This is a genomic window from Alicyclobacillus acidocaldarius subsp. acidocaldarius DSM 446 (genome assembly GCF_000024285.1).
GTDB lineage: Bacteria > Bacillota > Bacilli > Alicyclobacillales > Alicyclobacillaceae > Alicyclobacillus > Alicyclobacillus acidocaldarius.
In genome coordinates this window covers 2,664,691-2,685,316 of record NC_013205.1, presented here as the reverse complement: position 1 = coordinate 2,685,316, position 20,626 = coordinate 2,664,691, and the positions used below count along the sequence as shown (strand labels likewise).

General features: G+C 65.5%; 26 protein-coding genes and 6 tRNA genes. 19 read left to right on the top strand and 13 right to left on the bottom strand.

The features are described 5' to 3' along the window. Window positions 1–47 precede the first annotated feature (47 nt). From AACI_RS12930 to AACI_RS12885, 10 genes are all read left to right on the top strand, one after another. Window positions 48–947, top strand: coding sequence for a Rossmann-like and DUF2520 domain-containing protein (locus tag AACI_RS12930; RefSeq protein ID WP_012811849.1), 900 nt, complete (start codon window positions 48–50; stop codon window positions 945–947). Next, complete coding sequence (panB, locus tag AACI_RS12925) at window positions 948–1,817, top strand: 3-methyl-2-oxobutanoate hydroxymethyltransferase (protein WP_012811848.1); 870 nt, start codon at window positions 948–950, stop codon at window positions 1,815–1,817. It begins immediately after the preceding gene. After that, window positions 1,810–2,676, top strand: coding sequence for a pantoate--beta-alanine ligase (panC, locus tag AACI_RS12920; protein ID WP_012811847.1), 867 nt, complete (start codon window positions 1,810–1,812; stop codon window positions 2,674–2,676). The genes panB and panC overlap by 8 nt, the downstream gene beginning before the upstream one ends. 92 nt (window positions 2,677–2,768) lie before the next feature. Next, a complete protein-coding gene (locus AACI_RS12915; RefSeq protein ID WP_012811846.1) occupies window positions 2,769–4,289 on the top strand; it encodes an MDR family MFS transporter in 1,521 nt (506 codons plus the stop codon). A 57-nt stretch (window positions 4,290–4,346) separates the two neighbouring features. Next, on the top strand, window positions 4,347–4,541 hold the full coding sequence (locus AACI_RS12910) for a hypothetical protein (RefSeq protein ID WP_008339287.1): 195 nt from the start codon (window positions 4,347–4,349) through the stop codon (window positions 4,539–4,541). Window positions 4,542–4,738: 197 nt separating this feature from the next. After that, the gene (locus tag AACI_RS12905; RefSeq protein ID WP_012811845.1) at window positions 4,739–4,951 is read left to right on the top strand and encodes a hypothetical protein; all 213 of its coding nucleotides are present in this window, start codon (window positions 4,739–4,741) and stop codon (window positions 4,949–4,951) included. Window positions 4,952–5,046: 95 nt separating this feature from the next. Next, the gene (locus tag AACI_RS12900; protein WP_245530625.1) at window positions 5,047–5,508 is read left to right on the top strand and encodes an FMN-binding protein; all 462 of its coding nucleotides are present in this window, start codon (window positions 5,047–5,049) and stop codon (window positions 5,506–5,508) included. Between the two features lie 5 nt (window positions 5,509–5,513). Beyond that, window positions 5,514–6,419 carry an FAD:protein FMN transferase gene (locus tag AACI_RS12895; RefSeq protein WP_245530624.1) on the top strand — a complete coding sequence of 302 codons (906 nt, stop codon included), beginning with the start codon at window positions 5,514–5,516 and terminating at the stop codon, window positions 6,417–6,419. Beyond that, entirely contained in the window at window positions 6,406–7,224 is an 819-nt protein-coding gene (locus tag AACI_RS12890) for an RnfABCDGE type electron transport complex subunit D (protein WP_012811842.1), read from the top strand. The genes AACI_RS12895 and AACI_RS12890 overlap by 14 nt, the downstream gene beginning before the upstream one ends. Window positions 7,225–7,243: 19 nt before the next feature. Further along, window positions 7,244–7,885: an SGNH/GDSL hydrolase family protein gene (locus AACI_RS12885; protein WP_012811841.1), complete on the top strand. Its 642-nt coding sequence runs from the start codon at window positions 7,244–7,246 to the stop codon at window positions 7,883–7,885. 31 nt (window positions 7,886–7,916) lie between these two features. Here AACI_RS12885 and AACI_RS12880 read toward each other — a convergent pair whose 3' ends face one another. Beyond that, on the bottom strand, window positions 7,917–8,417 hold the full coding sequence (locus AACI_RS12880; RefSeq protein ID WP_012811840.1) for a hypothetical protein: 501 nt from the start codon (window positions 8,415–8,417) through the stop codon (window positions 7,917–7,919). A gap of 185 nt (window positions 8,418–8,602) precedes the next feature. On the opposite strand from AACI_RS12880, the gene AACI_RS12875 reads away from it, so the two are divergent. Both AACI_RS12875 and AACI_RS12870 read left to right on the top strand, forming a co-directional pair. Next, complete coding sequence (locus AACI_RS12875; RefSeq protein WP_245530623.1) at window positions 8,603–9,232, top strand: TlpA family protein disulfide reductase; 630 nt, start codon at window positions 8,603–8,605, stop codon at window positions 9,230–9,232. Window positions 9,233–9,268: 36 nt separating this feature from the next. Further along, entirely contained in the window at window positions 9,269–9,979 is a 711-nt protein-coding gene (locus AACI_RS12870; RefSeq protein WP_012811838.1) for a cytochrome c biogenesis CcdA family protein, read from the top strand. 51 nt (window positions 9,980–10,030) lie between these two features. Here AACI_RS12870 and AACI_RS12865 read toward each other — a convergent pair whose 3' ends face one another. After that, the gene (locus AACI_RS12865) at window positions 10,031–11,008 is read right to left on the bottom strand and encodes an aldo/keto reductase (RefSeq protein WP_012811837.1); all 978 of its coding nucleotides are present in this window, start codon (window positions 11,006–11,008) and stop codon (window positions 10,031–10,033) included. A 344-nt stretch (window positions 11,009–11,352) separates the two neighbouring features. Here AACI_RS12865 and AACI_RS12860 point away from each other — a divergent pair, with 344 nt between their 5' ends. After that, window positions 11,353–12,372, top strand: coding sequence for a LacI family DNA-binding transcriptional regulator (locus AACI_RS12860; RefSeq protein WP_012811836.1), 1,020 nt, complete (start codon window positions 11,353–11,355; stop codon window positions 12,370–12,372). A 4-nt stretch (window positions 12,373–12,376) separates the two neighbouring features. Here AACI_RS12860 and AACI_RS12855 read toward each other — a convergent pair whose 3' ends face one another. The 3 genes from AACI_RS12855 to AACI_RS16065 are packed head-to-tail and all read right to left on the bottom strand — an operon-like array spanning window position 12,377 to window position 14,617. Beyond that, window positions 12,377–13,048, bottom strand: a complete 672-nt coding sequence (locus AACI_RS12855) for a ferric reductase-like transmembrane domain-containing protein (protein WP_012811835.1) — start codon at window positions 13,046–13,048, stop codon at window positions 12,377–12,379. Beyond that, the gene (locus AACI_RS12850; protein WP_012811834.1) at window positions 13,039–13,947 is read right to left on the bottom strand and encodes an FAD:protein FMN transferase; all 909 of its coding nucleotides are present in this window, start codon (window positions 13,945–13,947) and stop codon (window positions 13,039–13,041) included. The genes AACI_RS12855 and AACI_RS12850 overlap by 10 nt, the downstream gene beginning before the upstream one ends. Before the next feature lie 10 nt (window positions 13,948–13,957). Then, window positions 13,958–14,617: a peptidoglycan-binding domain-containing protein gene (locus tag AACI_RS16065; RefSeq protein WP_245530805.1), complete on the bottom strand. Its 660-nt coding sequence runs from the start codon at window positions 14,615–14,617 to the stop codon at window positions 13,958–13,960. 277 nt (window positions 14,618–14,894) lie between these two features. Here AACI_RS16065 and AACI_RS12840 point away from each other — a divergent pair, with 277 nt between their 5' ends. Further along, complete coding sequence (locus AACI_RS12840; protein ID WP_012811832.1) at window positions 14,895–15,167, top strand: DUF1450 domain-containing protein; 273 nt, start codon at window positions 14,895–14,897, stop codon at window positions 15,165–15,167. 21 nt (window positions 15,168–15,188) lie between these two features. On the opposite strand, the gene AACI_RS12835 is transcribed toward AACI_RS12840, so the two are convergent. Further along, on the bottom strand, window positions 15,189–15,425 hold the full coding sequence (locus AACI_RS12835) for a hypothetical protein (protein WP_245530804.1): 237 nt from the start codon (window positions 15,423–15,425) through the stop codon (window positions 15,189–15,191). An 84-nt stretch (window positions 15,426–15,509) separates the two neighbouring features. Between AACI_RS12835 and AACI_RS12830 the strand changes: the two genes are divergently transcribed. From AACI_RS12830 to AACI_RS12815, 4 genes are read left to right on the top strand one after another with little or no spacing between them, the layout of a single operon-like run. After that, window positions 15,510–16,247 (top strand): pseudouridine synthase, encoded by a 738-nt coding sequence (locus AACI_RS12830; protein WP_012811830.1) that lies wholly within the window; start codon window positions 15,510–15,512, stop codon window positions 16,245–16,247. Window positions 16,248–16,301: 54 nt separating this feature from the next. Further along, window positions 16,302–16,691 carry a phasin family protein gene (locus tag AACI_RS12825; protein WP_245530622.1) on the top strand — a complete coding sequence of 130 codons (390 nt, stop codon included), beginning with the start codon at window positions 16,302–16,304 and terminating at the stop codon, window positions 16,689–16,691. Window positions 16,692–16,748: 57 nt separating this feature from the next. Further along, complete coding sequence (locus AACI_RS12820) at window positions 16,749–18,437, top strand: ABC1 kinase family protein (protein ID WP_012811828.1); 1,689 nt, start codon at window positions 16,749–16,751, stop codon at window positions 18,435–18,437. A gap of 17 nt (window positions 18,438–18,454) precedes the next feature. After that, window positions 18,455–19,324, top strand: a complete 870-nt coding sequence (locus AACI_RS12815) for a PhzF family phenazine biosynthesis protein (protein WP_012811827.1) — start codon at window positions 18,455–18,457, stop codon at window positions 19,322–19,324. 66 nt (window positions 19,325–19,390) lie between these two features. Here AACI_RS12815 and AACI_RS12810 read toward each other — a convergent pair whose 3' ends face one another. Beyond that, complete coding sequence (locus AACI_RS12810) at window positions 19,391–19,735, bottom strand: hypothetical protein (RefSeq protein WP_012811826.1); 345 nt, start codon at window positions 19,733–19,735, stop codon at window positions 19,391–19,393. Between the two features lie 80 nt (window positions 19,736–19,815). On the opposite strand from AACI_RS12810, the gene AACI_RS12805 reads away from it, so the two are divergent. Beyond that, window positions 19,816–20,013 (top strand): hypothetical protein, encoded by a 198-nt coding sequence (locus AACI_RS12805; RefSeq protein WP_012811825.1) that lies wholly within the window; start codon window positions 19,816–19,818, stop codon window positions 20,011–20,013. Window positions 20,014–20,026: 13 nt separating this feature from the next. On the opposite strand, the gene AACI_RS12800 is transcribed toward AACI_RS12805, so the two are convergent. The 6 genes from AACI_RS12800 to AACI_RS12775 form a co-directional block, all read right to left on the bottom strand. Then, window positions 20,027–20,102 (bottom strand) — tRNA-Phe (locus AACI_RS12800). Between the two features lie 3 nt (window positions 20,103–20,105). Further along, window positions 20,106–20,181, bottom strand: a tRNA-Met gene (locus AACI_RS12795). Window positions 20,182–20,262: 81 nt separating this feature from the next. Beyond that, window positions 20,263–20,334 (bottom strand) — tRNA-Glu (locus tag AACI_RS12790). A gap of 4 nt (window positions 20,335–20,338) precedes the next feature. Next, a tRNA-Asn gene (locus AACI_RS12785) sits at window positions 20,339–20,413 on the bottom strand. Between the two features lie 5 nt (window positions 20,414–20,418). Next, window positions 20,419–20,494: transfer RNA gene (locus AACI_RS12780), tRNA-Ala, on the bottom strand. 54 nt (window positions 20,495–20,548) lie between these two features. Then, a tRNA-Gln gene (locus AACI_RS12775) sits at window positions 20,549–20,622 on the bottom strand. Window positions 20,623–20,626: the final 4 nt, after the last annotated feature.

The window sequence follows — 20,626 nt, the reverse complement described above, 5'->3', positions numbered from 1 at the left end:
AATCACCTCGAAACACGCATGTTCCAAGAGGGAAGGAAGGCGGTGCGATGTCCGGCGCCGAACGCGAGGCTCACGCTGTTCGCATGGCGTTTGTCGGGCCCGGCCGGACGGCGGTCGCCCTGGCGCTGTCGTCGATGCGCGCGGGTCATGAGGTGGTTGGCGCCCTCGCGCGCCATCCGGAGAGCGACAGGGCCCAGACGTTCCTACGGATGACGGAGGTCCCGGTGTATGGGATGGATCGGTCGCAGGAGGTCATGGCGCAGGCGGACGTGATTTGGATCACGGTGTCCGACAGCGCCATCGCCTCCGTGTGCCGTCAGCTTGCGGAGGTGGGGGCGTGGCGGCGCGGGCAGACGGTGTTTCACACCTCGGGCGCGCTCGCGAGCGACGTCCTGGAGCCGGCGGCCATTCGCGGCGCCAGGACGGCGAGCGTCCATCCGCTGCAGACGTTTGCGGGCGACGAGGGCGACGCCGAGCGGCTGAGGGGCGTCGCCGTGGCCGTGGAGGGACAGCGCGAGGCCGTGCGCCTGGCCTTTTCCCTCGCGGAAGGATGGGGCGCCCGCCCGTTTGCCATCGCGGCCGCGGACAAGCCGGCGTATCACGCCGCGGCAGTGCTTGCGTCCAACGCCGTGATTGCGCTCATGGCCACCGCCGCGCGCCTCGCGCCCCTGCCCGAAGGGGCGAAGAGCCTTTTGCCGCTCGCGCGGCGGACGCTTGAAAATCTGGCGTCGCTCGGGATCCCGGCCGCGCTCACTGGGCCCATCGAGCGCGGCGACGTGGACACCGTGGCCGAGCACCTGCGCGCCCTCGAGCGCGATCCGGCCGCGCGCCGCGTGTATCTGGCCCTGGCGGCGGCCACCGTGCCCATCGCGGTGGCGAAGGGGACGCTTGGGCCCGAGGCGGCGGGCCGCCTGTCACAATGGTTTGCGGATACAGGGGGAATGTAGATGGCACGCACAGTGACCGTGCGCACGCTCGCCAACATGAAGCGGGCGGGCGAGAAGATCGCCATGCTGACCGCGTACGACTATCCGACCGCGAAGCTCTTGTCCGAGGCGGGCGTTCACGTACTTCTGGTCGGCGATTCGCTGGGCATGGTGGTGCAAGGACAGCCGACCACCGTGCCGGTGACGCTGGATCACATGGTCTACCACGCGAGCCTCGTCTCGCGCGGCGCGGAGGGCGCCATGGTCGTGGCGGATCTGCCGTTTCTGACGTATCAGGTGTCCGCCGAGGAGGCGCTGCGGTCCGCCGGCCGGCTGATGCAGGAGGGCGGCGCGCACGGCGTCAAGCTCGAAGGCGGGCGCGAGATGGCCAAGACGGTGCGGCGCCTCGTCGACGCCGGCATTCCCGTCATGGGCCACATCGGGCTCACCCCGCAGTCCGTGCACACCTTCGGGGGCTTCACGGTCCAGGGCAAGACGGCCGATCGCGCCCTCGAGATGATGGAAGACGCCCTGGCGCTCGAGGAGGCCGGCGCGTTCAGCATCGTGCTCGAGGCGGTCCCTGCGGAGGTGGCGGCCGAGATCACGCATCGGCTCTCGATTCCCACCATCGGCATCGGCGCGGGGCCGGACTGCGACGGGCAGGTGCTCGTCTTCCACGACTTCATCGGTTACACGTCGGGCTATATTCCGAAGCACAACAAGCGATACGCGGACCTCGCGTCCGTCATCCGGGACGCCGCGCGCCAATACATCGAGGAGGTCGCGCAAGGCGTGTTCCCGGGCGAGGAGCAGACCGTTCACCTGCAGGATGGGGAGCTGCGGCTCTTTCAATCCATGGTCGCGCGGCACGGAGGTGGCCCGCGTGAGTGAGTGTCCTCGGCTTTTGCGCACCATCGCCGAGGTGCGTCAGTCGGTCCAAGAGGCGCGCCGCGAAGGCCGGCAGGTGGCGCTTGTGCCGACCATGGGCTACCTGCACGAGGGCCATCTCGCGCTCGTCGAGCGCGCCAGGCAGGAGGCGGACTTCGTCGTCGTCAGCATCTTCGTGAACCCGCTTCAATTCGGGCCGCGCGAGGACTTCGCGAGCTACCCGCGCGATCTCGACCGCGATCTCGGCCTGCTCCGCCAGCAGGGCATGGCGGCCGCCGTCTTCGCGCCGAGCGTGGACGAGATGTATCCGCAGCCCATCCGCACGGAGGTGTCCCTCCCGACGCTGTCGGATCGCCTGTGCGGCCGATCCCGCCCGGGCCACTTCACCGGCGTGGCCACGGTCGTCTCGAAGCTGTTTCACATCGTGCAGCCCGACGTCGCCTGCTTCGGACAGAAGGATGGGCAGCAACTCGCCATCATTCAGCGCATGGTCGCAGATCTCAACTTCCCCGTCCGCATCGTCGGCGTGCCGACGGTGCGCGAGCCGGACGGCCTCGCCAAGAGCTCTCGAAACGTGTACCTGACGCCCGAGGAGCGAGAACACGCCGTCGTGCTCTACCGCACGTTGAGCTGGGCGAAGGACGCCATTCTCGCTGGCGAGCGGCGCGCGGACATCATTCGCCAGGGCATGCGCGAGCGGATTGAGGCGGATCCCGTCGCCCGGCTCGACTACGCCGATCTCGTCTCTATGCCGGATCTCGAGCCCATCGAGCGCATCGAGGGCGACATCATGCTCGCCGTCGCCGCGTACTTCGGCAAGGCGCGGCTCATCGACAACTTCCAGTTTCGCGTGGATCCGTAGTTCTTCCGCGCGCCTTGTCCTCCCTTGTCCGGCGGATCCTCTTCGACTACAATGGGCGGCGTCTTTGATCGATTTGGGGGGAGGGCGTGAGGATGCATCACACCAACAGGCGCATGGTTTCTCTGGCGATGATGCTCGCGGTGTTTTTGGTCGCCATCGACGTCACCGTCGTGAGCACGGCGATGCCGCACATCGTCCGCCAGTTGCACGGTTTGAACTTATACAGTTGGGTCTTCGCCATCTACACGCTGACCACGTGCGTGACGACGCCCATCTACGGCAAACTGGCCGATGTCTTCGGCCGCAAGACCATCTTCTGCATCGGCGTCGTGCTGTTCGTCGTCGGATCCGCGCTGTCCGGCCTGTCGCAGAACATGGCGGAGCTCGTCTGGTTCCGGGCCTTTCAGGGGCTCGGGGCCGGCGCGGTCATGCCCGTGACGTTCACCATCATCGGCGACATCTTTCAGGGCGAGGAGCGCGCCCGCATGCAGGGCTTGTTCAGCTCCGTCTGGGGCGTCGCGGGACTTCTCGGCCCCTTGGTGGGCGGCCTGTTTGTCGATCACGTCAGCTGGCGCTGGATCTTCTACATCAACGTGCCCGTCGGCGCCCTCTCGCTCGTCCTGGTGCTTCTCTTCCTGCACGAGCGGTTTGAGCGCCGCCAGCACCGCGTGGACGTCTGGGGCGCCTTGGTCTTCACCATCGGCGTCTCGTCGCTGCTCTACGCGCTCCTGAACGGCGGCAGCAAGTACGCGTGGACGAGCGCGGTCATCCTCGGGCTGTTTGCCGCGAGCGCCGTCTTTCTTGCGGTGTTCGTGTGGATTGAGGCCAAGGTCGCCGAGCCCATGCTGCCGCTCAAGTTGCTCTCCAATCCCGTGATCGCCGTCTCGGACGTGCTCGCGTTTTTGGCCGCGTTCGTGCTCATCGGCGGTAACGTGTACCTGCCCATGTGGATTCAGACCATCCTCGGCCACAGCGCGACCAACTCCGGTCTGACGCTCATGCCCATGTCGCTCGCGTGGCCGCTCGCGTCCACCCTGTCCGGGCGATACATGTACCGCATCGGCGCCAAGCGGACCACGGTCATCGGGACCCTGCTTGTGGCTGTGGCTGCCGCGTGGCTCCTTGCCATCAAGCTCGGCACGCCGTACTGGTTCTTCGTCGGTGTCATGATCGTCATGGGCCTCGGCATGGGATACCTGAACACGCCCACCACGGTCATGATCCAGTCCGTGGTGAGCTGGCAGATGCGCGGCGCCGCGACGGGATCGAACCAGTTCGCGCGAGCGCTCGGGCAGACCATCGGCGTGACGGTGTTCGGCAGCCTGTTCAACAGCATCACGTCGAGCTACGTGCGCACCAACGCCCCAACAGGCGTGAATCGAGGTGATCTCACGCAGATCCTCAACAACCTGTCCGGCGGCGGACAGGCGGCCGGCATTCCGGCCGCGGTGAAGCGATTCGTGGACGGCATGCTCGCGCACACGCTGCACGAGATCTTCCTCGCCATGTTCTGCGTGAGCCTTGCCATCGTCGTGATCGCCTGGTTCTTGCCTCCGCACGCCAAGCTCATGGAGCAGCAGGCGAAGGTTCAGGCGAATCGCGCGCATGCCTGATGCCATTCGAGGCACACTACACTTGGCGATCACGTTCGATGGACGGGGGGATGGCGGATGGCAGAGCGCCATGAACGACGCGCGCCAGAAAGCGAGGCCCCGTGGCTCGAGGAAGCGAGCGACGGACTCAGCCTCACGAAAGCGCAGGTGCGGGACGCATACCAGGCCGGAACGGCCGATGCCATCCTGTACACGCCGGATGGGCACCTGCGCGATCTTCGAGCGACCATCGTCCCGGATGAGATCGAGTGAATCGCTGAGAGGGCCGATCGCGACCACGCGCATCGGCCCTTCGCCTGTGGATGGGAGCGGGTCCCGCCGCGGCTCATGCGCGGCCGGGGCCCCTTTTTGCGCCTGGCGGACCTTTTGTCCATGCCGCGCACGTCTCGCATCGCACATGATACGATGTCCGCGCGGACACACCGCACTCTGGAAGCGAGGTGAGAGGCATGGAGAATGTCGTGGTTCTCACCATCGACAAGCGCACCAACCGCGTGGTACGGGTGGTCAAGAGCGCAGGTGCGCCGGACATCCATCGGGGCGATCTCGCCCGCGACGCCGTGTACACGCTCCTGACGCACGGGTACCAGGAGGTGTCCGAGGTGGACGGGCGGACGTACCTCGTGCTCGGGTACAACCGTGGCGCGTGCGCGGAGGAGTGAACAAAGGATGAATGATCGGAGCCAGCCCGGGCTGGCTCCATTCGTCTTTCTGCGAGAACGGCTATACTGCGGACAGAGGCTTGACGAAGGAGGCCATGTCCGTGGGAAAGTTGGGTCGCGCACCGCTCGTCGCCATCTGCACCGCGGCCATCGCGGCCATGTACGGCGCCGGCTACGTCATCACGGAGCCGTACGCGGATCGCACGCTGCCGGGGTCGGCGCCGACTTCGCCGCGGGGGCACGCGGGCGAAGCGAGAGGCGAGGCGCCATCAGAGCGGTATCTGGACGGCGTCTATCGTGGCTCCGGTTCCGACCAAATCGGCACCATCGACGTGGAGGTCACCATCGCCGGTGGGCGGATCGCCAAGGTCGTCATCACCCGCTGCGACACGCATTATCCGCAGAGCGACATCGATCCCGTCCTGCCCGACGAGGTGGTCAAGGCGCAGTCGGCCGACGTCCGCTTCGTCTCAGGCGCCACCTTGTCCTCGTTTGCCTTCGCGCTCGCCGTGCAGCAAGCCCTCCATCAGGCGAAAAATCCGGCGTATGCGGGGTGAGCAGCATGGCTTACGTGCGCCGCGCCTACGTGGCGATGGACACGCGCATCGAGCTGGCCGGTTGGCGAGAGGGCGTGAGCGAGCGCGAACTGGCGCAGGCGCTCGACGATGCGGTGGGCGTCTTCTACGAGGTGGAGTCGGCGGCGACGCGGTTTCGCCCGGACAGCGATGTCGCCCGCATCGCCGCTGAGCCCGGAGCATGGGTGCGTGTGTCGCCGCACGTCTGGTATCCGCTGCAGGCTGCGCTGTGGCTCGCCGAATGGACAGGCGGCCGCTTCGATCCGGCCTGCGGCCATCGCCTGGCCGCGCTCGGCTTTGACCGGGATTATCAGACGGGCGAGCGACTTTCTTTGCCCGAGTGTTCGCCGGACGCGACGTTTCGAGACCTGGAGCTCGACCCGGCGCGCATGGCCGTGCGAACGCGCCGCCCCCTGCTCCTCGATCTCGGCGCCGTGGCGAAGGGCTACGCGGTCGATCTCGCCCTTGCGCGGCTTCGCGGCGTCAGCCTCGACGGCGCGTTGGTCAACGCGGGCGGGGATCTCGCCGTGTTTGGACTCGGGCCGGGCGGATCGCCGTGGGAGATCGCGGTCCGACACGAGATGCCGGGGTTCCGCCCCATGGTGCTCAACCTGTCTTCGGGGAGCGTGTGTTCGTCGGGGCTCTACGCGCGCCGAGGTCCGAATGGAGCATCTCATCTCTGGCAGCCGCGCGGCGGACGAGCCCGGGCCCTGGCGGCGACCGCCGTCGCACCTTACGCCATGATGGCGGACGGCCTCGCCACCGCCTGCATGCTGGTCGAGCCTGACGAGATCGAGCCGCTGTGCGAGGACGCTGGCGGGCAGGCGAAGGTGTGGTACGAGGACGGCACATCCGTCGAGACGAGGGAGTGGGGAACCGGTGTTCTCGCGTGACGTGGCAGCGCGGTGGCCGTGGCGGCGCCTCCGCGCGCTGTTGCGGCGGCCGAAGCCTGTCTGCGCCGTGGCGCTCTGGGTGCTCGGCTTTGTCGCGGCCATCTTTGGCCGAGCGCCGCGCGGGCTGCTTCAAATGGCGATGGCCACGGCCGCTGCGGCCCTGTGCGATCTCGCCCTCCGACGCGCCCGCGGCCTTCGCCTCGCGATCCCGGATGGGGCGCTCGTCACGGGCGCCATCGTGGGCATGGTGCTCTCCGCGGACAGCCCGCTGTGGCTCGCCCCGGCGGTCGCCGCCGTCTCCATCGCCTCCAAACACGGGATTCGCGTCCGACATCGGCACGTCTTGAACCCAGCCGCCGTGGGTCTCCTCCTCGCCGCGGCCGCGGGCGCGAGCGAGAGCTGGTGGGGCGATCTCGCCGCGCTCGACCCGGCCTATGTCGTCGTCCTTGTCGCCTTGATGTACGTGGTGCTTTGGCGAGCCCGGAAGTTTGCGTCGTTCTTCGCGTATGTGGCGTCGTTTCTCGCCATCTGCTTCGTCGCCGGCTTGATGCAGAGCGCCCTGGGGGCCGACGCGTTTCACAATCCCATCCTCAACTCGACGCTCTTCGCGGCGGGCTTCATGGTGAGCGATCCGCCGACCTCCCCGTCGCGCCTTCCTGAGCAGTTGGCGTTTGGCGCCATGGCGGCGGGACTCTCGGCCGCCCTCTACCTCGCGGTGAGCGGGCTCGCGTACCCCTTCATCGGCCTGCTCGCGGCCAACGCCGCCCACGCGGCCGTCCGTGCGCGCCGGCGTGTGCTACAATGACGCGGAGGGAGGAGAGGACGTGATCGAACCAGGGTCTAAGCTTGTGATGGTGGGGGATTCCATCACCGACTGCGGCAGGGCGCATCCGGTGGGCGAGGCGCCGCGCGGTGGGCTCGGAAACGGCTACGTCGCCCTTGTGGACGCGCATCTGCAAGTGCTTCACCCCGACTGGCGCATCCGGGTGGTGAACGTGGGCACGAGCGGCAACACGGTGGCAGACGTGGCGCGGCGTTGGGAGGACGATGTGATGGCACTTCAGCCAGACTACGTGAGCCTCATGATCGGCGTGAACGACGTGTGGCGCCAGTTCGACATGCCGCTCGTCGTCGAGCGCCACGTCGGGATCGACGAGTACCGGGACACGTTGCGACATCTCGTTGCGACAACGAAGCCGCGCGTGCGCGAGATGTTTCTCCTGAGCCCGTTTTACCTCGAGCCCAATCGGAGCGATCCGATGCGAAAGACGGTGGACGCGTATATCGAGGCGATGCGCGACGTGGCGGCGAGCGAACACGTCCCGTTTGTCGACGTGCAGGCCGAGTTCGATCGCCTTCTCGCGCACCTCAACACCTGGGTGTTGGCGCCGGATCGCGTGCATCCCTATTTGAACGGCCACCTCGTCATCGCGCGGGCGTTTCTCACCGCCGTCGGGGCGCTGTGAGCCGCGGCGTGCGGAATCCGGGCGCACGGGGTCAATTCGTGGGCAGGCTTTTCGGCAGCTGGCCGCTCATGGGCACCAGGTGCACGTCTCCGGCGGCCAGCACGTCCGAGCCGGACGTGAGTTCGACCTGCCAGCCGGAAGCCGGAATGCTTGTAACCTGCTGCACAACGGCCATGTACGCGGCTTCGCCGTGCGCGTCAGCCTGGAAGGTCCCGAGCGCCCGGGACGGGCCCGGAGCGCCTGAGGTGGCGATGAGCTTCACGCCGTACCGGCGGTTGGGCGCCAGGTGCACGGCGTCGACCGACACCGTGAGCGTCTGATTCTCTCGATTCACAACCAGCGTCGCCGATACATTGATCGCGCTCTTGGAAAGAGGACTGAGCTGTGCCTCCGCGATGATGACCGGCGAACTGCTGGGCACGGTCGAACGCGGGGGCGCCGCGGGCTTCGCGAGATGCGGCGTCCCGCAGCCCACCGCGCTAGCGGCCCATAGGACCATCGCGGCCCACGCAAGGATACGCTTCGGCTTCATGACTTCCTCCCTGGGTACGCGCTTGTGCGTTTCCAACGGTCTCTGTTCTGTGATCATACCGGACGCATGGGCGCCTACGAAACCTGTCGCGTTGGTTTCCCGCGAGGCACATTTCCTCACGCTTCTATGATACCCTAGGAGGTAAGGTACAGATGGAGAACAGGTGTGGAAGGCGGGGGATGCACATGAGAAGTGGGGCGTGGCGTTTTCTGGCGACGATCCTGGCGCTGTCGTTCGGCCTCACCGGTTGTGGGTTTCAGTCCTCGCAGCTCGCTTTGGCGCATGCCGGGTCGCGAGACTCCGCCGTGACGCGAAACGGGACTTCCGGCGCGGCCCATCGTTCCGCGAACGACGTCGCGTCCATGACCGGCGGGCAGGTGCTTGTGCCCGGCGCTTTGGCGCCGGATGTGCTTCTCACGGCGGAGTCGAGCGGCAAGCGCGTGTGGCTGTCCGCCTACCTGGGGAAGAAACCGGTGGTCCTCAACGCTTGGGCGTCATGGTGTCCGCCGTGTCACGAAGAGACGCCCCAATTCGTCTCGATGTACCGGACCTACGGGTCTGAAGTCCAGTTTCTCGGGGTCAACCTGACCTCGCTCGATAGCGTCCCGGCTGCTGAGGCGTTCGTCCGCCGCTATCAGATCCCATACCCCGTTCTCTTCGACACGCAGGGAGATTTCGATCGCGCCTACAGTGTGATTGCCGAACCCATGACCTACGTCATCAGCAAAGCAGGCAAGGTGGTTTCTATCCATGTGGGTGCGCTCTCCGCGTCGGAGCTTCGGGCCGCCGTGGAACAGGCCCTCGCGAGCCGCTGATGGCGGCGCAGGGCGCGGAAGGAACGAGGAGGCGCCATGACACCGACCGTTTGGATCTCGTTCGTAGCTGGGCTGGTTTCCTTCTTCTCGCCTTGTGTCCTGCCGCTTTACCCATCGTACCTGTCCTATCTGTCCGGCGTTTCGCTCCGCCCGGCCGACGAGCAGCTCCTCACGTGGCAGGCCCGCATACGTGTGTTTTCTCACGCGCTGTTCTTTGTTCTGGGTTTCTCTGTCATTTTCTTCGCGCTTGGCCTATCCGCGAGCGCCTTGGGCCGCGCGTTCATCCAGTATCGGGGCATCCTTCGCGTCGCGGGCGGTTTCCTGGTCATCGGCATGGGTCTGGTGTTGGCGGGAGTGGTCAAGCCATCGCTTCTGATGCGTGAATGGAAGTTGCACGGTCACAGCAGGCGAGTCAGCTACCTTGGCTTATTTCTCGTCGGCCTGACATTCGCGGCCGGATGGACGCCTTGCATCGGACCCATTCTGTCCTCCGTGCTCGTGCTCACGGCGACGCACGCCGCGCTTGGCCTTCCGCTCATCGCAGCGTATGTCATCGGCTTCTCGATACCGTTTCTCGCCATCGCGGGCGCATTCGCGTCTCTCGGCCGCCTGCGCGGGATGGCTCGGTACAGCGTGTGGATCTCGCGGGTGAGCGGTTATCTGCTTGTGCTCATGGGGATCCTGCTTGTGACTCATGGCATCGAGCGCGTGAGTTGGGCGGCGCAAATGTTGGGGAAGTGGGTTTGAGGGAGAATGAGGGCGGGCAAGAGCGCCGCGCCCTTGCCCACACCTCGTGGCTCACCAGGCGTACGCCTCGGGCGCAGGACCACCAGGACCCGGGAAGATCTCGTCCAGGCGTTTGAGCACTTCGTCGTCCAGTTTCACTTCGAGCGCGCGCAGGTTGGCCTCTAGTTGATCCAGCGTGCGCGGGCCGATGATCGGCGCCGTCACAGCCGGATTGTGCAACAGCCACGCGAGGGCCACGACGTCCTGCGGTTCGCCGATCTCGTCGCACAGCTTCTTGAACGCCTCCAGTTTCGGCCGCAGCCGCTCGATCTCTTCTTTCGCGCGCGCCGTGCGCTGTCCAGATCCCGTCAGCGCGTTGCGCCCGAGGAGACCTCCGGCGAGCGGGCTCCACGGAATGACGCCGATGCCGTGCGCCTGTGCGCAGGGCAACACCTCGAGCTCCGGCTCGCGGCAGAGCAGGTGGTATTTGTGCTGCTCCGAGACGAGGCCGAAGAAGTTGCGCGCCTTGGCCGCCGCCTGTGCCACCGCGAGGTGCCATCCCGCGAAGTTGGACGCGCCCACGTAGTCGATCTTCCCCTGATACCGAGCGACCTCAAACGCCTCCCACAGTTCGTCCCACGAGACCGAGAGGTCCACGTGATGCATTTGGTACAGCTCGATGTGATCGGTCTGGAGACGCCGGAGCGATCCCTCGAGGTGGCGGCGAATCTTGTATGCGGACAGGCCGCGGCCGTCGTTGGGTCCGTCGAGCGGGTCCTCCATGGGGTTGTACACTTTCGTGGCCAAAACGACGCGCTCGCGGCGACCGCCGCCCTGCGCGAACCAGCGGCCGATGATCTCCTCCGTCCAGCCGCGATGGCCCGGCCCGCCGTACACGTTGGCCGTATCAAAAAAGTTGATGCCTGCGTCGAGCGCGGCGTCCATGATCCGGAACGCCTCTTTCTCCTCCGTCTCGGGTCCGAAGTTCATAGTGCCAAGACAGAGCCTGCTCACCTTGAGGCCGGATCGGCCGAGCGACGTGTACTGCACTTGAGACCACACTCCTTTGCGGTTGTCCTCACGCTATGATTCATATCACTTTGCGGCAACGCTTTCAAATCGTTTGGGATTTTCGAATCCGGCGCGAAAACAAACTGAACGACGAAGCGTGTTTCGAACGAGTTGCTCGCCGTCCGGGCGAAGCGCCATGAAACGGGACAGAGGTCGAAACTTGTCCTCGGCTTTCGATCCGCCCTTCACCTCTTGCGGCCTTGGATGCGCCTACGTACAATAGGCGATGAGATCTCTCGTGTGAGCGTTCGTGTAGGGTTTTCGAAAACGCTTTCGAGACGATAACGTCGCGGTGGTTGGGCCGCGGGAAAAGGTGTTGTCCCATGACCACAATCTACGATATCGCGCGCCGGGCTGGCGTGTCCGCCACCACGGTGTCCAAGGTGCTGAACGGCTATCCCGACGTGAGTCAAAAGACCCGCGAGAAGGTGCAGCGCATCACGCGCGAATTGGGGTATCAACCGAACGCGGCGGCCCGCGGTCTCGTCACGCGCCGCTCCATGTCCATCGGCGTGTTCTTTCAAGACGACGCCCGAATGGGTTTTCGGCATCCGTTCCTCCACGACATCGTCGCCAGCTTCCAGGACGTCGTCGGCGAAAGCGGCTACGATCTCCTCTTCTTCTCCCGGACCACACCTCCCAACGCGCCCCAGGGTTTTGAGGCGCGGGCCCGCCATCGCGGCGTGGACGGCCTGTTCTTGCTCGGCATTCCGCGCACGTCGCCGGGACTTCCTTCACTTGTCCGCAGCCGCATTCCCATCGTGTCGGTCGATCTCGACCTGTTCGGCCCGAGGGCGAGCTGGCTGTCGTCCGACAATGTCGGCGGGGCGAGGCTCGCCGTCGAGCACCTCGCCGCCATGGGGCACACCAAGATCGGCTTTGTCGGGGATCGCTACGGGACCAAGCCGGGGCAGGATCGCGCGCTCGGCTATCACATGGCCATGCAGGAGTTAGGGCTTACGTTTCGAAGCGAGTGGGTCGCGGAGGGAGATTTCATGGAGGAGTCGGGCGAAGAGGCCATGCACCGGATTCTCGAGGCGCGCGAGTGGCCGACCGCCGTCTTTTTCGCTTCGGACATGATGGCCATCGGCGCGATGAAGGCACTGCGCCAAAGGGGCCTCGAGCCGGGGCGGGACATCTCCCTCGTGGGTTTCGACGACGTGGCCATTGCCCGGCTCGTGACGCCCTCCTTGACGACGATTCGGCAGAACACGCGCGCCATGGGCGAGGAGGCGGCGCGCGAACTGCTTGATCTCATGCAGAATCCGAATCGCCCCCCGCGCGTCATCACCATTCCGGTCGAACTGGTCTCGCGAGACAGCGTGGCGCGAATCGGTGGATGAGTTGCTATGCTGCCGACGGCTGCCGCGCTGTTTTCTTCGATCTCGCCTTTCGCCAACGCGCGATAGACGCGGCGAGGATGAGCGCGCTCGGCACCGCGTACACGAGCTTCGCCCAGGCGGTGTGGCTGTCGGATCCGGCCGCCAGGCCGTGCAGCGTCACCGCCGCGAACATCGGGAACGCGAGCAGGTGAATCCGGCGCCACGCCGTCGCGTTCAGTCGCTCTCGAAAATAGGATGTCAGGACGAGCAGCACCCAGGTGTACAAACTCAGGATGCCGAGTGCGACGGCGGCGGGCCGATAGGTGTCCGCGAACGGGACGAAGAGAGACGAGATCGAAAAGGGGACGGTCTTATCCTCGTATAGGCCCCACAGGTGGAAGAACACAAACGGGAGCACGAGCATCGCGGAAAACTGATGCAGTTGCGTCACGAGCTTCCTGAGCTTCAGCTTGTCCCATACGCCGCTCGTCGTGGTGACACCGAGGAACGCCGTGAGCGACAGGAGCAGGTACGCCGTCATCCCCGCGGATCGCGCCATGTACCAGTGGGTCAGGTTGGCGCTCGCGGGCGCCGGATTCGTCAGGGCCGTGAGCGCATACGACGCGAAGACCATCCCGAGGATCACGATCCACGTGTACAAGAACGGCCATCGCTGCGGCTTCGCCATCAATTGCATGGAATCACATCTCCTTTCGTGGTCGCGATGAGAAAGGAAGAACAGATGCCCGCCTCGCGCGCGGCACAAAGATACTGCGTGCCCCGGTCCGACCCGAGGAGCAGGGCGACCTTGGCCAGCACCTCGGCGGTCGTGAGTTCATCGGCGCAAACCGACACGGACAGCGCATCGGTGTCGGCCGGCAGCCCGGTGAAGGGATCGATGAGGTGGTGCATCACCCGGCCGGATGGGGTTTGCCACCGGCGCTTGTACGTGCCGCTCGTCGCGACGCCGCCCCGCTTCACCGCCAGCGTACCAATCGGTTCCGCGCCGCCGAACGGATTTGCCACGCGGACGGGCCAGGGCTCGCCGTCGCTCATCACCTGAACGTCGCCGCCCGCGGATAGCGCGAAATTGCGGAGGCCCTGGGCGCGAAGCTCCTCCGCGCAGCGCGCGACGATGAAGCCCTTGGCGATCCCGCCGAGATCGACCTCGTAGCCGGGTTGGAGCCGCACGGCGGGGCCGGTGCCGAATTCGACGGGCGGTTTCATAGGCGGCACGCGCGTGGAGGCGAGGATAGGCTCGACGGTGACGTCAAGCTGATCAAAGGTCACGCTGTAGCCCATGCGGCGCATGTCCTCGCCGATAAACGGGTCAAAATAGCCGCGGGTCTGCTCAAACCACTGGGCCGCGAGCTTCAGCACCTCGTCGAGCTCGGCAGGGACCATCACCCACGATCCCGCCTGTCGGTTGAGGCGCAAGAGATGGCTTGCCGGATCGAACCGAGAGAAGATCCGCTCGTAGCGCCGAATGGAAGCCTCGAGTTGGCAGGCGAGGCTCGAGAGTTCGGGGCCGGTCAGCCAGTCGTCGACGAACAGCTCGACGTCGGTGCCCATGGCGCGAAACGCGGTGGACTGCATGACATTCACCTCAGGATGCGGAAGTCACCGGTCCCGGAAAACTGGGCATGGCGCTGCCACCTCCGCTGGACGAACCGCTGCTGGACGAACCGCTGCTGGACGAACCGCTGCTGGACGAACCGCTGCTGGATGAACCGCTGCTGGATGAACCGCTGCTGGATGAACCGCTGCTGGATGAACCGCTGCTGGATGAACCGCTGCTGGATGAACCGCTGCTGGATGAACCGCTGCTGGATGAACCGCTGCTGGATGAACCGCTGCTGGATGAACCGCTGCTGGATGAACCGCTGCCTGTCAACGCGTTCGTGGCGTGCGCCTTCACGGCGTGTTGCAAGGCCGTGAGCGTGCGCTCGTCGACGGCGCCGGTGGGCGTCAGCCCTTCCGCGGCCTGGAAGGCTTCGACGGCCGCCGCCGTGATGGGGCCATAGGTTCCTGTGATGGCGTAGTTGAAGAAGCCAAGGGCCGACAAGGACTGTTGGAGGGCGGCCACCTTGCTGCCCTTGTCACCCTGCTGGAGCACCACGGGATCCGCGGCCGCCGCAGTCCGAACGGTGGTCCGGCCACTCGCCGAGGTCACGTTTGTGGCACTCGAGTGAATAGACTGACTGGGCCGGGGCTTGGACACGGTGGACGCGGGGCCCTTCGCGATGGTGTGCCATATGGTGAACATGCCCCCAAACGAAAGGGCGGGCACGGACCAGGACAAGGTCGTGAGCCAGCGATGCATCTTTCGCTCGCGCGCCAGCTTGGCAAGCTTTTTGTCATCTGGCGTCATGGTCTAACCTCCTGCGATCTCGGCTTCATCCGCAGTGTTCCATGGCGACCTTGAATTTTCATTGGAGCGCGCTTTGCACGAGGCAGAGCGTATGCAGGGGTCAGGTCTATCGCGCGGAGGGGCGGCGCACAGGTGTACAATGGACTTGGGGATACGTCGGGAGGGAAGGCCCATGGAGGGGCTCGTGGTGATCGAGGTCTGTGCCAACAACCGGCTTGCTGGCGCGTGGCTTGGCGAGACGGAGCGGCGCGTGCCAGGCGCGACGGTCCTGGAGACGGATTGCACCAACACCTGCGGCCTCTGTCAGGTGCGCGCCTTCGCGTACGTGAACGGGAAGCTTGTGCACGATGCGGATCCCTTGCGGTGCGTGAAGAAAATCGAGGACGAGGCGCGTGCGGTTGTCAGGTGGCTGACCTCGAGCGAGGACGAAAAAAGCGCGCCGTAGGGCGCGCCGAACGCTTCTCTGTTATTCGTGATACCGTGCGCGGCGAAAGACCTGCCTGCGGTTGTGGCGGTAGAGAAAACGGCCGAGATCGAGCGCGAGGGCAATCTTGCCGAGCGCGTCCAGGATGGGTTTGAACGTCCACCACACCGTGAGCGCGACGAACGCGATCACGCCGAGAAACACAGCCACGACGGCCAACAGCGCGATGAGGACGATGGTCGCCACATGCATGGCCAACACCTCGCTTTCCGTTCGCACCAAGCGAACGAGCTAATCTTATTGTACCGCTTCTAGTGCAGGACACAACCCGCTCGCGCAGAGCGATACGATGGGGGCAGGATGATGGCATCGATCCGAGTGGACAAATGGTTGACCACGGCCGGATACGGAACGCGCAGCGAGGCAAAAAAGCTTTGCCGCGCGGGCCGCGTGCGCCTGAACGGCGAAACGGTGAAAGATGCCGCCAAGCACGCGGATCCGGCTGTGGACGTGCTCGAGGTGGACGGCGAGTTGGTGCCCTACGAGCCTCTCGTCTACTTCATGATGTACAAGCCGCCTGGTTACGTGTCCAGCACCGAGGACCCGCGTGATCCCGTCGTGATCGAGCTGTTGGACGAGGAGGACATCTGGCGGGACGTGTTTCCCGTCGGGCGCCTCGACAAGGACGCCGAGGGGCTCCTCTTGCTCACGAACGACGGCCCGCTCGCCCATCGCCTGCTTGCGCCGAAGCGCCACGTACCCAAGCGCTACTTTGTCCGCGTGCGGGGCGCGCTTGGGGAAGGTGACGCGCGGGCGCTCGCCGAGGGCGTGGTGCTCGACGACGGGTACAAGGCGATGCCCGCCGAGCTTGAGATTTTGCGATCCGGCGCGGAGTCGGAGGCCATCATCCAGGTGTACGAGGGCAAATACCACCAGGTGAAGCGGATGTTCGCCTCGCTCGGCAAGCGCGTGACCTTCCTGAAACGCATCAGCATGGGCCCCTTGTCGCTCGACCCGGCCCTGAAGCCGGGCGAGTACCGGCGGCTGACGGAGGGCGAGATCGAGGCGCTTCGAGCATATGACGGAAGAGGCGAAAGATAGGCAGCTTTTCGAAGCGAACGCGAGGTTCGCGTGGTACACTTAAGAGAAACCCTGGTGAGGAAAAGCGTGTCTGTGGAGGTGCAGGAGATGGACGTCGAAGATCAGTTCCGCAAGATGGTGGACTTAGGCATTGGGCTCATCACGTACAGCAGCGAGAAGATCGCCGAGGCCGCCAGGCAGTGGGCCGAGGAGAAGCGCATGACGCCCCAACAGACCAAGGAATTCGTTCAGGAACTGGTGGAGCGCGGGGAGAAGGAGCGCGCGGAATTTCAGAACTCCATCCAGGAGAGCGTGCAGCGCACGCTGACGAGGCTCGGCATTCGGGAGGATCAGGAGGCGCTGCGGGCCGAGATCCGGCAGCTTCGGGCGATGATCGAGCGGCTGGACGCGCGCGTGGCGGAACTCGAGTCACGGCTGGGCAACTCCGGCGAGCCGCAGGCGTGAGCGCCGGCGCGTTGGCGCAATCTTTCTTTTCGTCTTTTCGCCGCAAAGGAGTAGACCATGGTCGGAGGACACATGCTCGGCAGACGGGTGCGCCATCTGTCTCGCTACAAAGATATCGCGCAGATCTTGGTCGCCAACGGCTTCGGCTGGTTCATCGACGAGATAGGGCTCTTCGACCTGCTTTCGCTTCCTCGCCGGCTGTTCTCGGGGCGCGAGGATCGGGAGTCGCTCTCGACCTACGAGCGCGTCCGGGTGGTGCTCGAGAAGCTCGGGCCGACGTTCGTCAAGCTGGGTCAAATCGCCAGCCTGCGCGCGGACGTGTTTCCGCCCGAGCTCATCGAGCAGCTTGCCAAGCTCCAGGACGACGTGCCCCCCGTGGCGTTCGCTGAGGTTCGAAAGATTGTGGAAGACGAGCTCGGCCAGCCGCTCGACGAGGTCTTCCGAGCGTTCGATGAGGAGCCGGTCGGTTCGGCGTCCATCGGCCAGGTGCACCGCGCGGAGCTCCAGAACGGAGACGAGGTGGCGGTCAAGGTTCAGCGCCCGGATATTCGGCGGAAAATTGAGATCGATCTCGACATCCTCATGGACCTCGCCCGGCTGGCCGAGCGACACTTCGAATGGGCCGCGTACTACGAGCTGACGGGCGTGGTCGAGGAATTCCGTCACACGCTCCTGAACGAGCTCAATTACACCGTCGAGGCGCACAACGCGGATCGCCTGCGGCGCGTCCACGAGGGCGATTCGTATGTCCGGATTCCGGAGATTTACTGGGAGTACACGACCCCGCGCGTCCTGACGATGGAGTACGTGCGGGGCATCAAGCTCCAGCACCGGGATGAGCTCATCGCAAAGGGATACCGGACGGACGAGATCGCCCGGCGCGTGACGCACGCCGTGCTCACGCAGATGCTCGTGCACGGCGTGTTTCACGCGGACCCGCATCCGGGCAATCTGGCGGTGCTGCCGGATCACAGCATCCTGTTCATGGACTTCGGCATGGTGGGCCGGCTGTCGGCCGACATGAAGCAGCATCTGGCCGGGCTCGTCATCGCGCTGATGCGCCGGGACACGCGCGCCATTCTCCGCGTGCTCAATCGGATGGGCGTGGTGCCGCACGACATCGACGAACACCGGTTGTACCGCGACGTGGACCACCTGCGCGAAAAGTATTACGAGATTCCGCTGACCCAGATCAGCCTGGGCGAGGCGGTGAGCGAGTTGTTCGCCGTCGCCTACCGCCATCGCGTCCGCATCCCCGCCGATCTCGCCCTCGTCGGCAAGGCGCTCGTGACCATCGAGGGCGTCGTGGAGGGGCTCGATCCGTCCTTCCGCATCCTCAACATCGCAGAACCGTTCGGCCGCGCCCTGCTCAAAGAGCGCGCACGGCCTCGCCAGTTCGCCTCGTACCTCGCCCGCGGCGCCGTCGAAGGGCTGGAGTTTCTGAGCGACGTGCCGCGCCACGTGATCGACATTCTGCGCCACTGGCGACAAGGAAAAATCCGCATCGAGCTCGAAATGGCTGAATTGGACGCGCTCACCCGGCAGTTGGTGCGCATCGGGAACCGGCTGTCCTTCAGCATCACGCTGCTCGCGTTCAGCATCTTCATGACGGGGCTTCTCATCGCGACGGTGCTGAAGAAATCGCCTGCGGGACTTTGGTCCTTTCCCACCACCGAGGTCGGCGTGGCCGTCGGCCTGTTTCTGCTCTTTCTGCTGATCCTTTCGATCTGGCGTTCAAACAAGTGACCGAGGAGCGATAGGCGGTGCGAGAGATCGAAGTGTTTCAGGTGGATGCGTTCACCGAAGAGCCATTTTCGGGCAATCCTGCGGGTGTCGTGATCGACGGAGGGGACTTGCCGCGCGATCTGCGCCAGCGCATCGCGCGCGAGATGAACTGCTCGGAGACGGCGTTTGTGGTCCAGTACGAGCGGGGCAGGTTCCGATTCCAGTACCACACGCCGGAGGCGGAGGTGGACCTCTGCGGACACGCGACCATCGCCGCGCTCCATCTGCTGCGCGAGCGACAGGACATCGTCGGCGACATCGTGGCGGAGACGCGGGCGGGAATCTTGCCCATGCGAATTGACGAGGAGGGGCCGGTCTGGATGCGCCAGGCGGAGCCCAAGTTCCGCGAGGTGCCGGACGACGCCCGCGCGGCCCTGTTGGAGGCGCTCGGGCTTCGCGAGGACGAAATCCAGGGCGAGCTGCCGTTTGCGCTGGCGTCGACCGGCATTTGGCAGGTGATGGTGCCCGTGAAGTCCCGCGACCGCCTGTTTGCCCTGACGCCGGATACGTTGCGCCTGCGCGATGTGTCGAGGCGGCTCGGCGCCATCTGCGTGCATGTGTACGCACTCGATCCGGCCGATCCGTCGGCTGTCGCCGTGGCGCGAGACTTCGCGCCTGCGGTCGGCGTCGCGGAAGATCCGCACACCGGCACGGCGGCGGGCGCGCTCGCGTGTCTGCTGGCCGATCGCGGCGTGGTCCCGGCGGGCGAGATGGCGTTTGAGCAGGGCGCCAATCTCGGGCGCCCGGGCCTCATCCTCGCGCGCGTCGAGGCGGGCCCGCCGATGCGCGCTTGGGTGGGCGGTCATGCGGTCACCGTGCTCCGCGGCGAGATGCGCGTTGCAAAATAAGCGTGTGGATACCCGCCGCGCCGCAAAGCGGCGGGACCAGCGCACATCCGGCGCGGTCTGTTGCCTTCAGCCGTGGGTGACGCGTCGCACTTCGCCGCCGTACCACCGCCCGATGGCCTGCATGGCCGCCTGCATCGCGGACGCCGGCTTCGGCGGCCCCTCGTAGACGGAGAGAGCCTCTGCCTCGTCCTCCTCGACGCGCGCGGTGATTCGCACGCCGTCTTTCGTTTCGTGCACCGCGATGGCGACCGCGCGGACAGGCCGCCCGGGGTGTGAAAAGAGAAGCCTGACGCCACCGGCGATGGGCTCGTGCGACAGGCGGCCATCGAAGGTCGACGCGATGTCCGCCGCCTCCCGCACGGCCTCGACGCAGCGCTCCCATGCTTCCGACGGGTCCGTGGGTTTGCTCATGGCCTGGCCTCCTCCACATGAGGCGTGTTCGAACGGGAATATTGTAGACGACACGCGCCGGAAAAGAAGGTGGTGATGAGGTGCAGAGGGGCGTCATTTGTTTTGTCCATCCGAACGGCCGACAAGGGGTTCTTCGCGTGCGAGGCGGATGGGATTTGCCGTTTGACGCCGCGGATTGTGCCGCTCTGGGGCACGTGCGCCCGGGCGATCACGTCGCGTTTGACGTCATGCAGACGCCGGAAGGGCCTGTTGCGTACAACCTGATCCGGAGGCGGTGAGGGGAGAACAGGGTGGTGGCTCGGGACGGAATCGAACCGCCGACACGAGGATTTTCAGTCCTCTGCTCTACCGACTGAGCTACCGAGCCGCGTGGTTGCGGGGGCAGGACTCGAACCTGCGACCTTCGGGTTATGAGCCCGACGAGCTGCCAACTGCTCCACCCCGCGTCGAAAGCCGAAAGGCTGTGGCGTCGAAAGGTTGCGGCTTGAGAAACGGACGCCCAGGCGTCTTTCAAGCCTGGGCGCGAATGACCCCAGGGGGATTCGAACCCCCGTTACCACCGTGAAAGGGTGGTGTCTTAACCACTTGACCATGGGGCCGAGCTGGCTCCCCGAGCAGGATTCGAACCTGCGACCCTCCGGTTAACAGCCGGATGCTCTACCGCTGAGCTATCGAGGAATGTGTGGTGGAGGTAGCCGGATTCGAACCGACGACCCCCTGCTTGCAAGGCAGGTGCTCTCCCAACTGAGCTATACCCCCACAAAGGACGCGCCCCCGGCGGCGCCGAAGGGCGCGTCCTCGTTGCGCCGTGAATGGCTGGGGAAGAAGGATTCGAACCTTCGATCGCGGTACCAAAAACCGCTGCCTTACCACTTGGCTATTCCCCAGCAT

What these genes read in the sequence shown, in the direction of transcription:
- AACI_RS12930 (WP_012811849.1), top strand. Translation starts at nt 48, where the DNA reads ATGTCCGGCGCCGAACGCGAGGCTCACGCTGTTCGCATGGCGTTTGTC.
- AACI_RS12860 (WP_012811836.1), top strand. Translation starts at nt 11,353, where the DNA reads ATGACCACAATCTACGATATCGCGCGCCGGGCTGGCGTGTCCGCCACC.
- AACI_RS12810 (WP_012811826.1), bottom strand. Translation starts at nt 19,735, where the DNA reads ATGAGCAAACCCACGGACCCGTCGGAAGCATGGGAGCGCTGCGTCGAG.
- AACI_RS12910 (WP_008339287.1), top strand. Translation starts at nt 4,347, where the DNA reads ATGGCAGAGCGCCATGAACGACGCGCGCCAGAAAGCGAGGCCCCGTGG.
- AACI_RS12905 (WP_012811845.1), top strand. Translation starts at nt 4,739, where the DNA reads ATGGAGAATGTCGTGGTTCTCACCATCGACAAGCGCACCAACCGCGTG.
- AACI_RS12850 (WP_012811834.1), bottom strand. Translation starts at nt 13,947, where the DNA reads ATGCAGTCCACCGCGTTTCGCGCCATGGGCACCGACGTCGAGCTGTTC.
- AACI_RS12830 (WP_012811830.1), top strand. Translation starts at nt 15,510, where the DNA reads ATGGCATCGATCCGAGTGGACAAATGGTTGACCACGGCCGGATACGGA.
- AACI_RS12820 (WP_012811828.1), top strand. Translation starts at nt 16,749, where the DNA reads ATGGTCGGAGGACACATGCTCGGCAGACGGGTGCGCCATCTGTCTCGC.
- panB (WP_012811848.1), top strand. Translation starts at nt 948, where the DNA reads ATGGCACGCACAGTGACCGTGCGCACGCTCGCCAACATGAAGCGGGCG.
- AACI_RS12880 (WP_012811840.1), bottom strand. Translation starts at nt 8,417, where the DNA reads ATGAAGCCGAAGCGTATCCTTGCGTGGGCCGCGATGGTCCTATGGGCC.
- AACI_RS12915 (WP_012811846.1), top strand. Translation starts at nt 2,769, where the DNA reads ATGCATCACACCAACAGGCGCATGGTTTCTCTGGCGATGATGCTCGCG.
- AACI_RS12840 (WP_012811832.1), top strand. Translation starts at nt 14,895, where the DNA reads ATGGAGGGGCTCGTGGTGATCGAGGTCTGTGCCAACAACCGGCTTGCT.
- AACI_RS16065 (WP_245530805.1), bottom strand. Translation starts at nt 14,617, where the DNA reads ATGTTCACCATATGGCACACCATCGCGAAGGGCCCCGCGTCCACCGTG.
- AACI_RS12875 (WP_245530623.1), top strand. Translation starts at nt 8,603, where the DNA reads ATGAGAAGTGGGGCGTGGCGTTTTCTGGCGACGATCCTGGCGCTGTCG.
- AACI_RS12870 (WP_012811838.1), top strand. Translation starts at nt 9,269, where the DNA reads ATGACACCGACCGTTTGGATCTCGTTCGTAGCTGGGCTGGTTTCCTTC.
- AACI_RS12900 (WP_245530625.1), top strand. Translation starts at nt 5,047, where the DNA reads ATGTCCGTGGGAAAGTTGGGTCGCGCACCGCTCGTCGCCATCTGCACC.
- AACI_RS12855 (WP_012811835.1), bottom strand. Translation starts at nt 13,048, where the DNA reads ATGCAATTGATGGCGAAGCCGCAGCGATGGCCGTTCTTGTACACGTGG.
- AACI_RS12895 (WP_245530624.1), top strand. Translation starts at nt 5,514, where the DNA reads ATGGCTTACGTGCGCCGCGCCTACGTGGCGATGGACACGCGCATCGAG.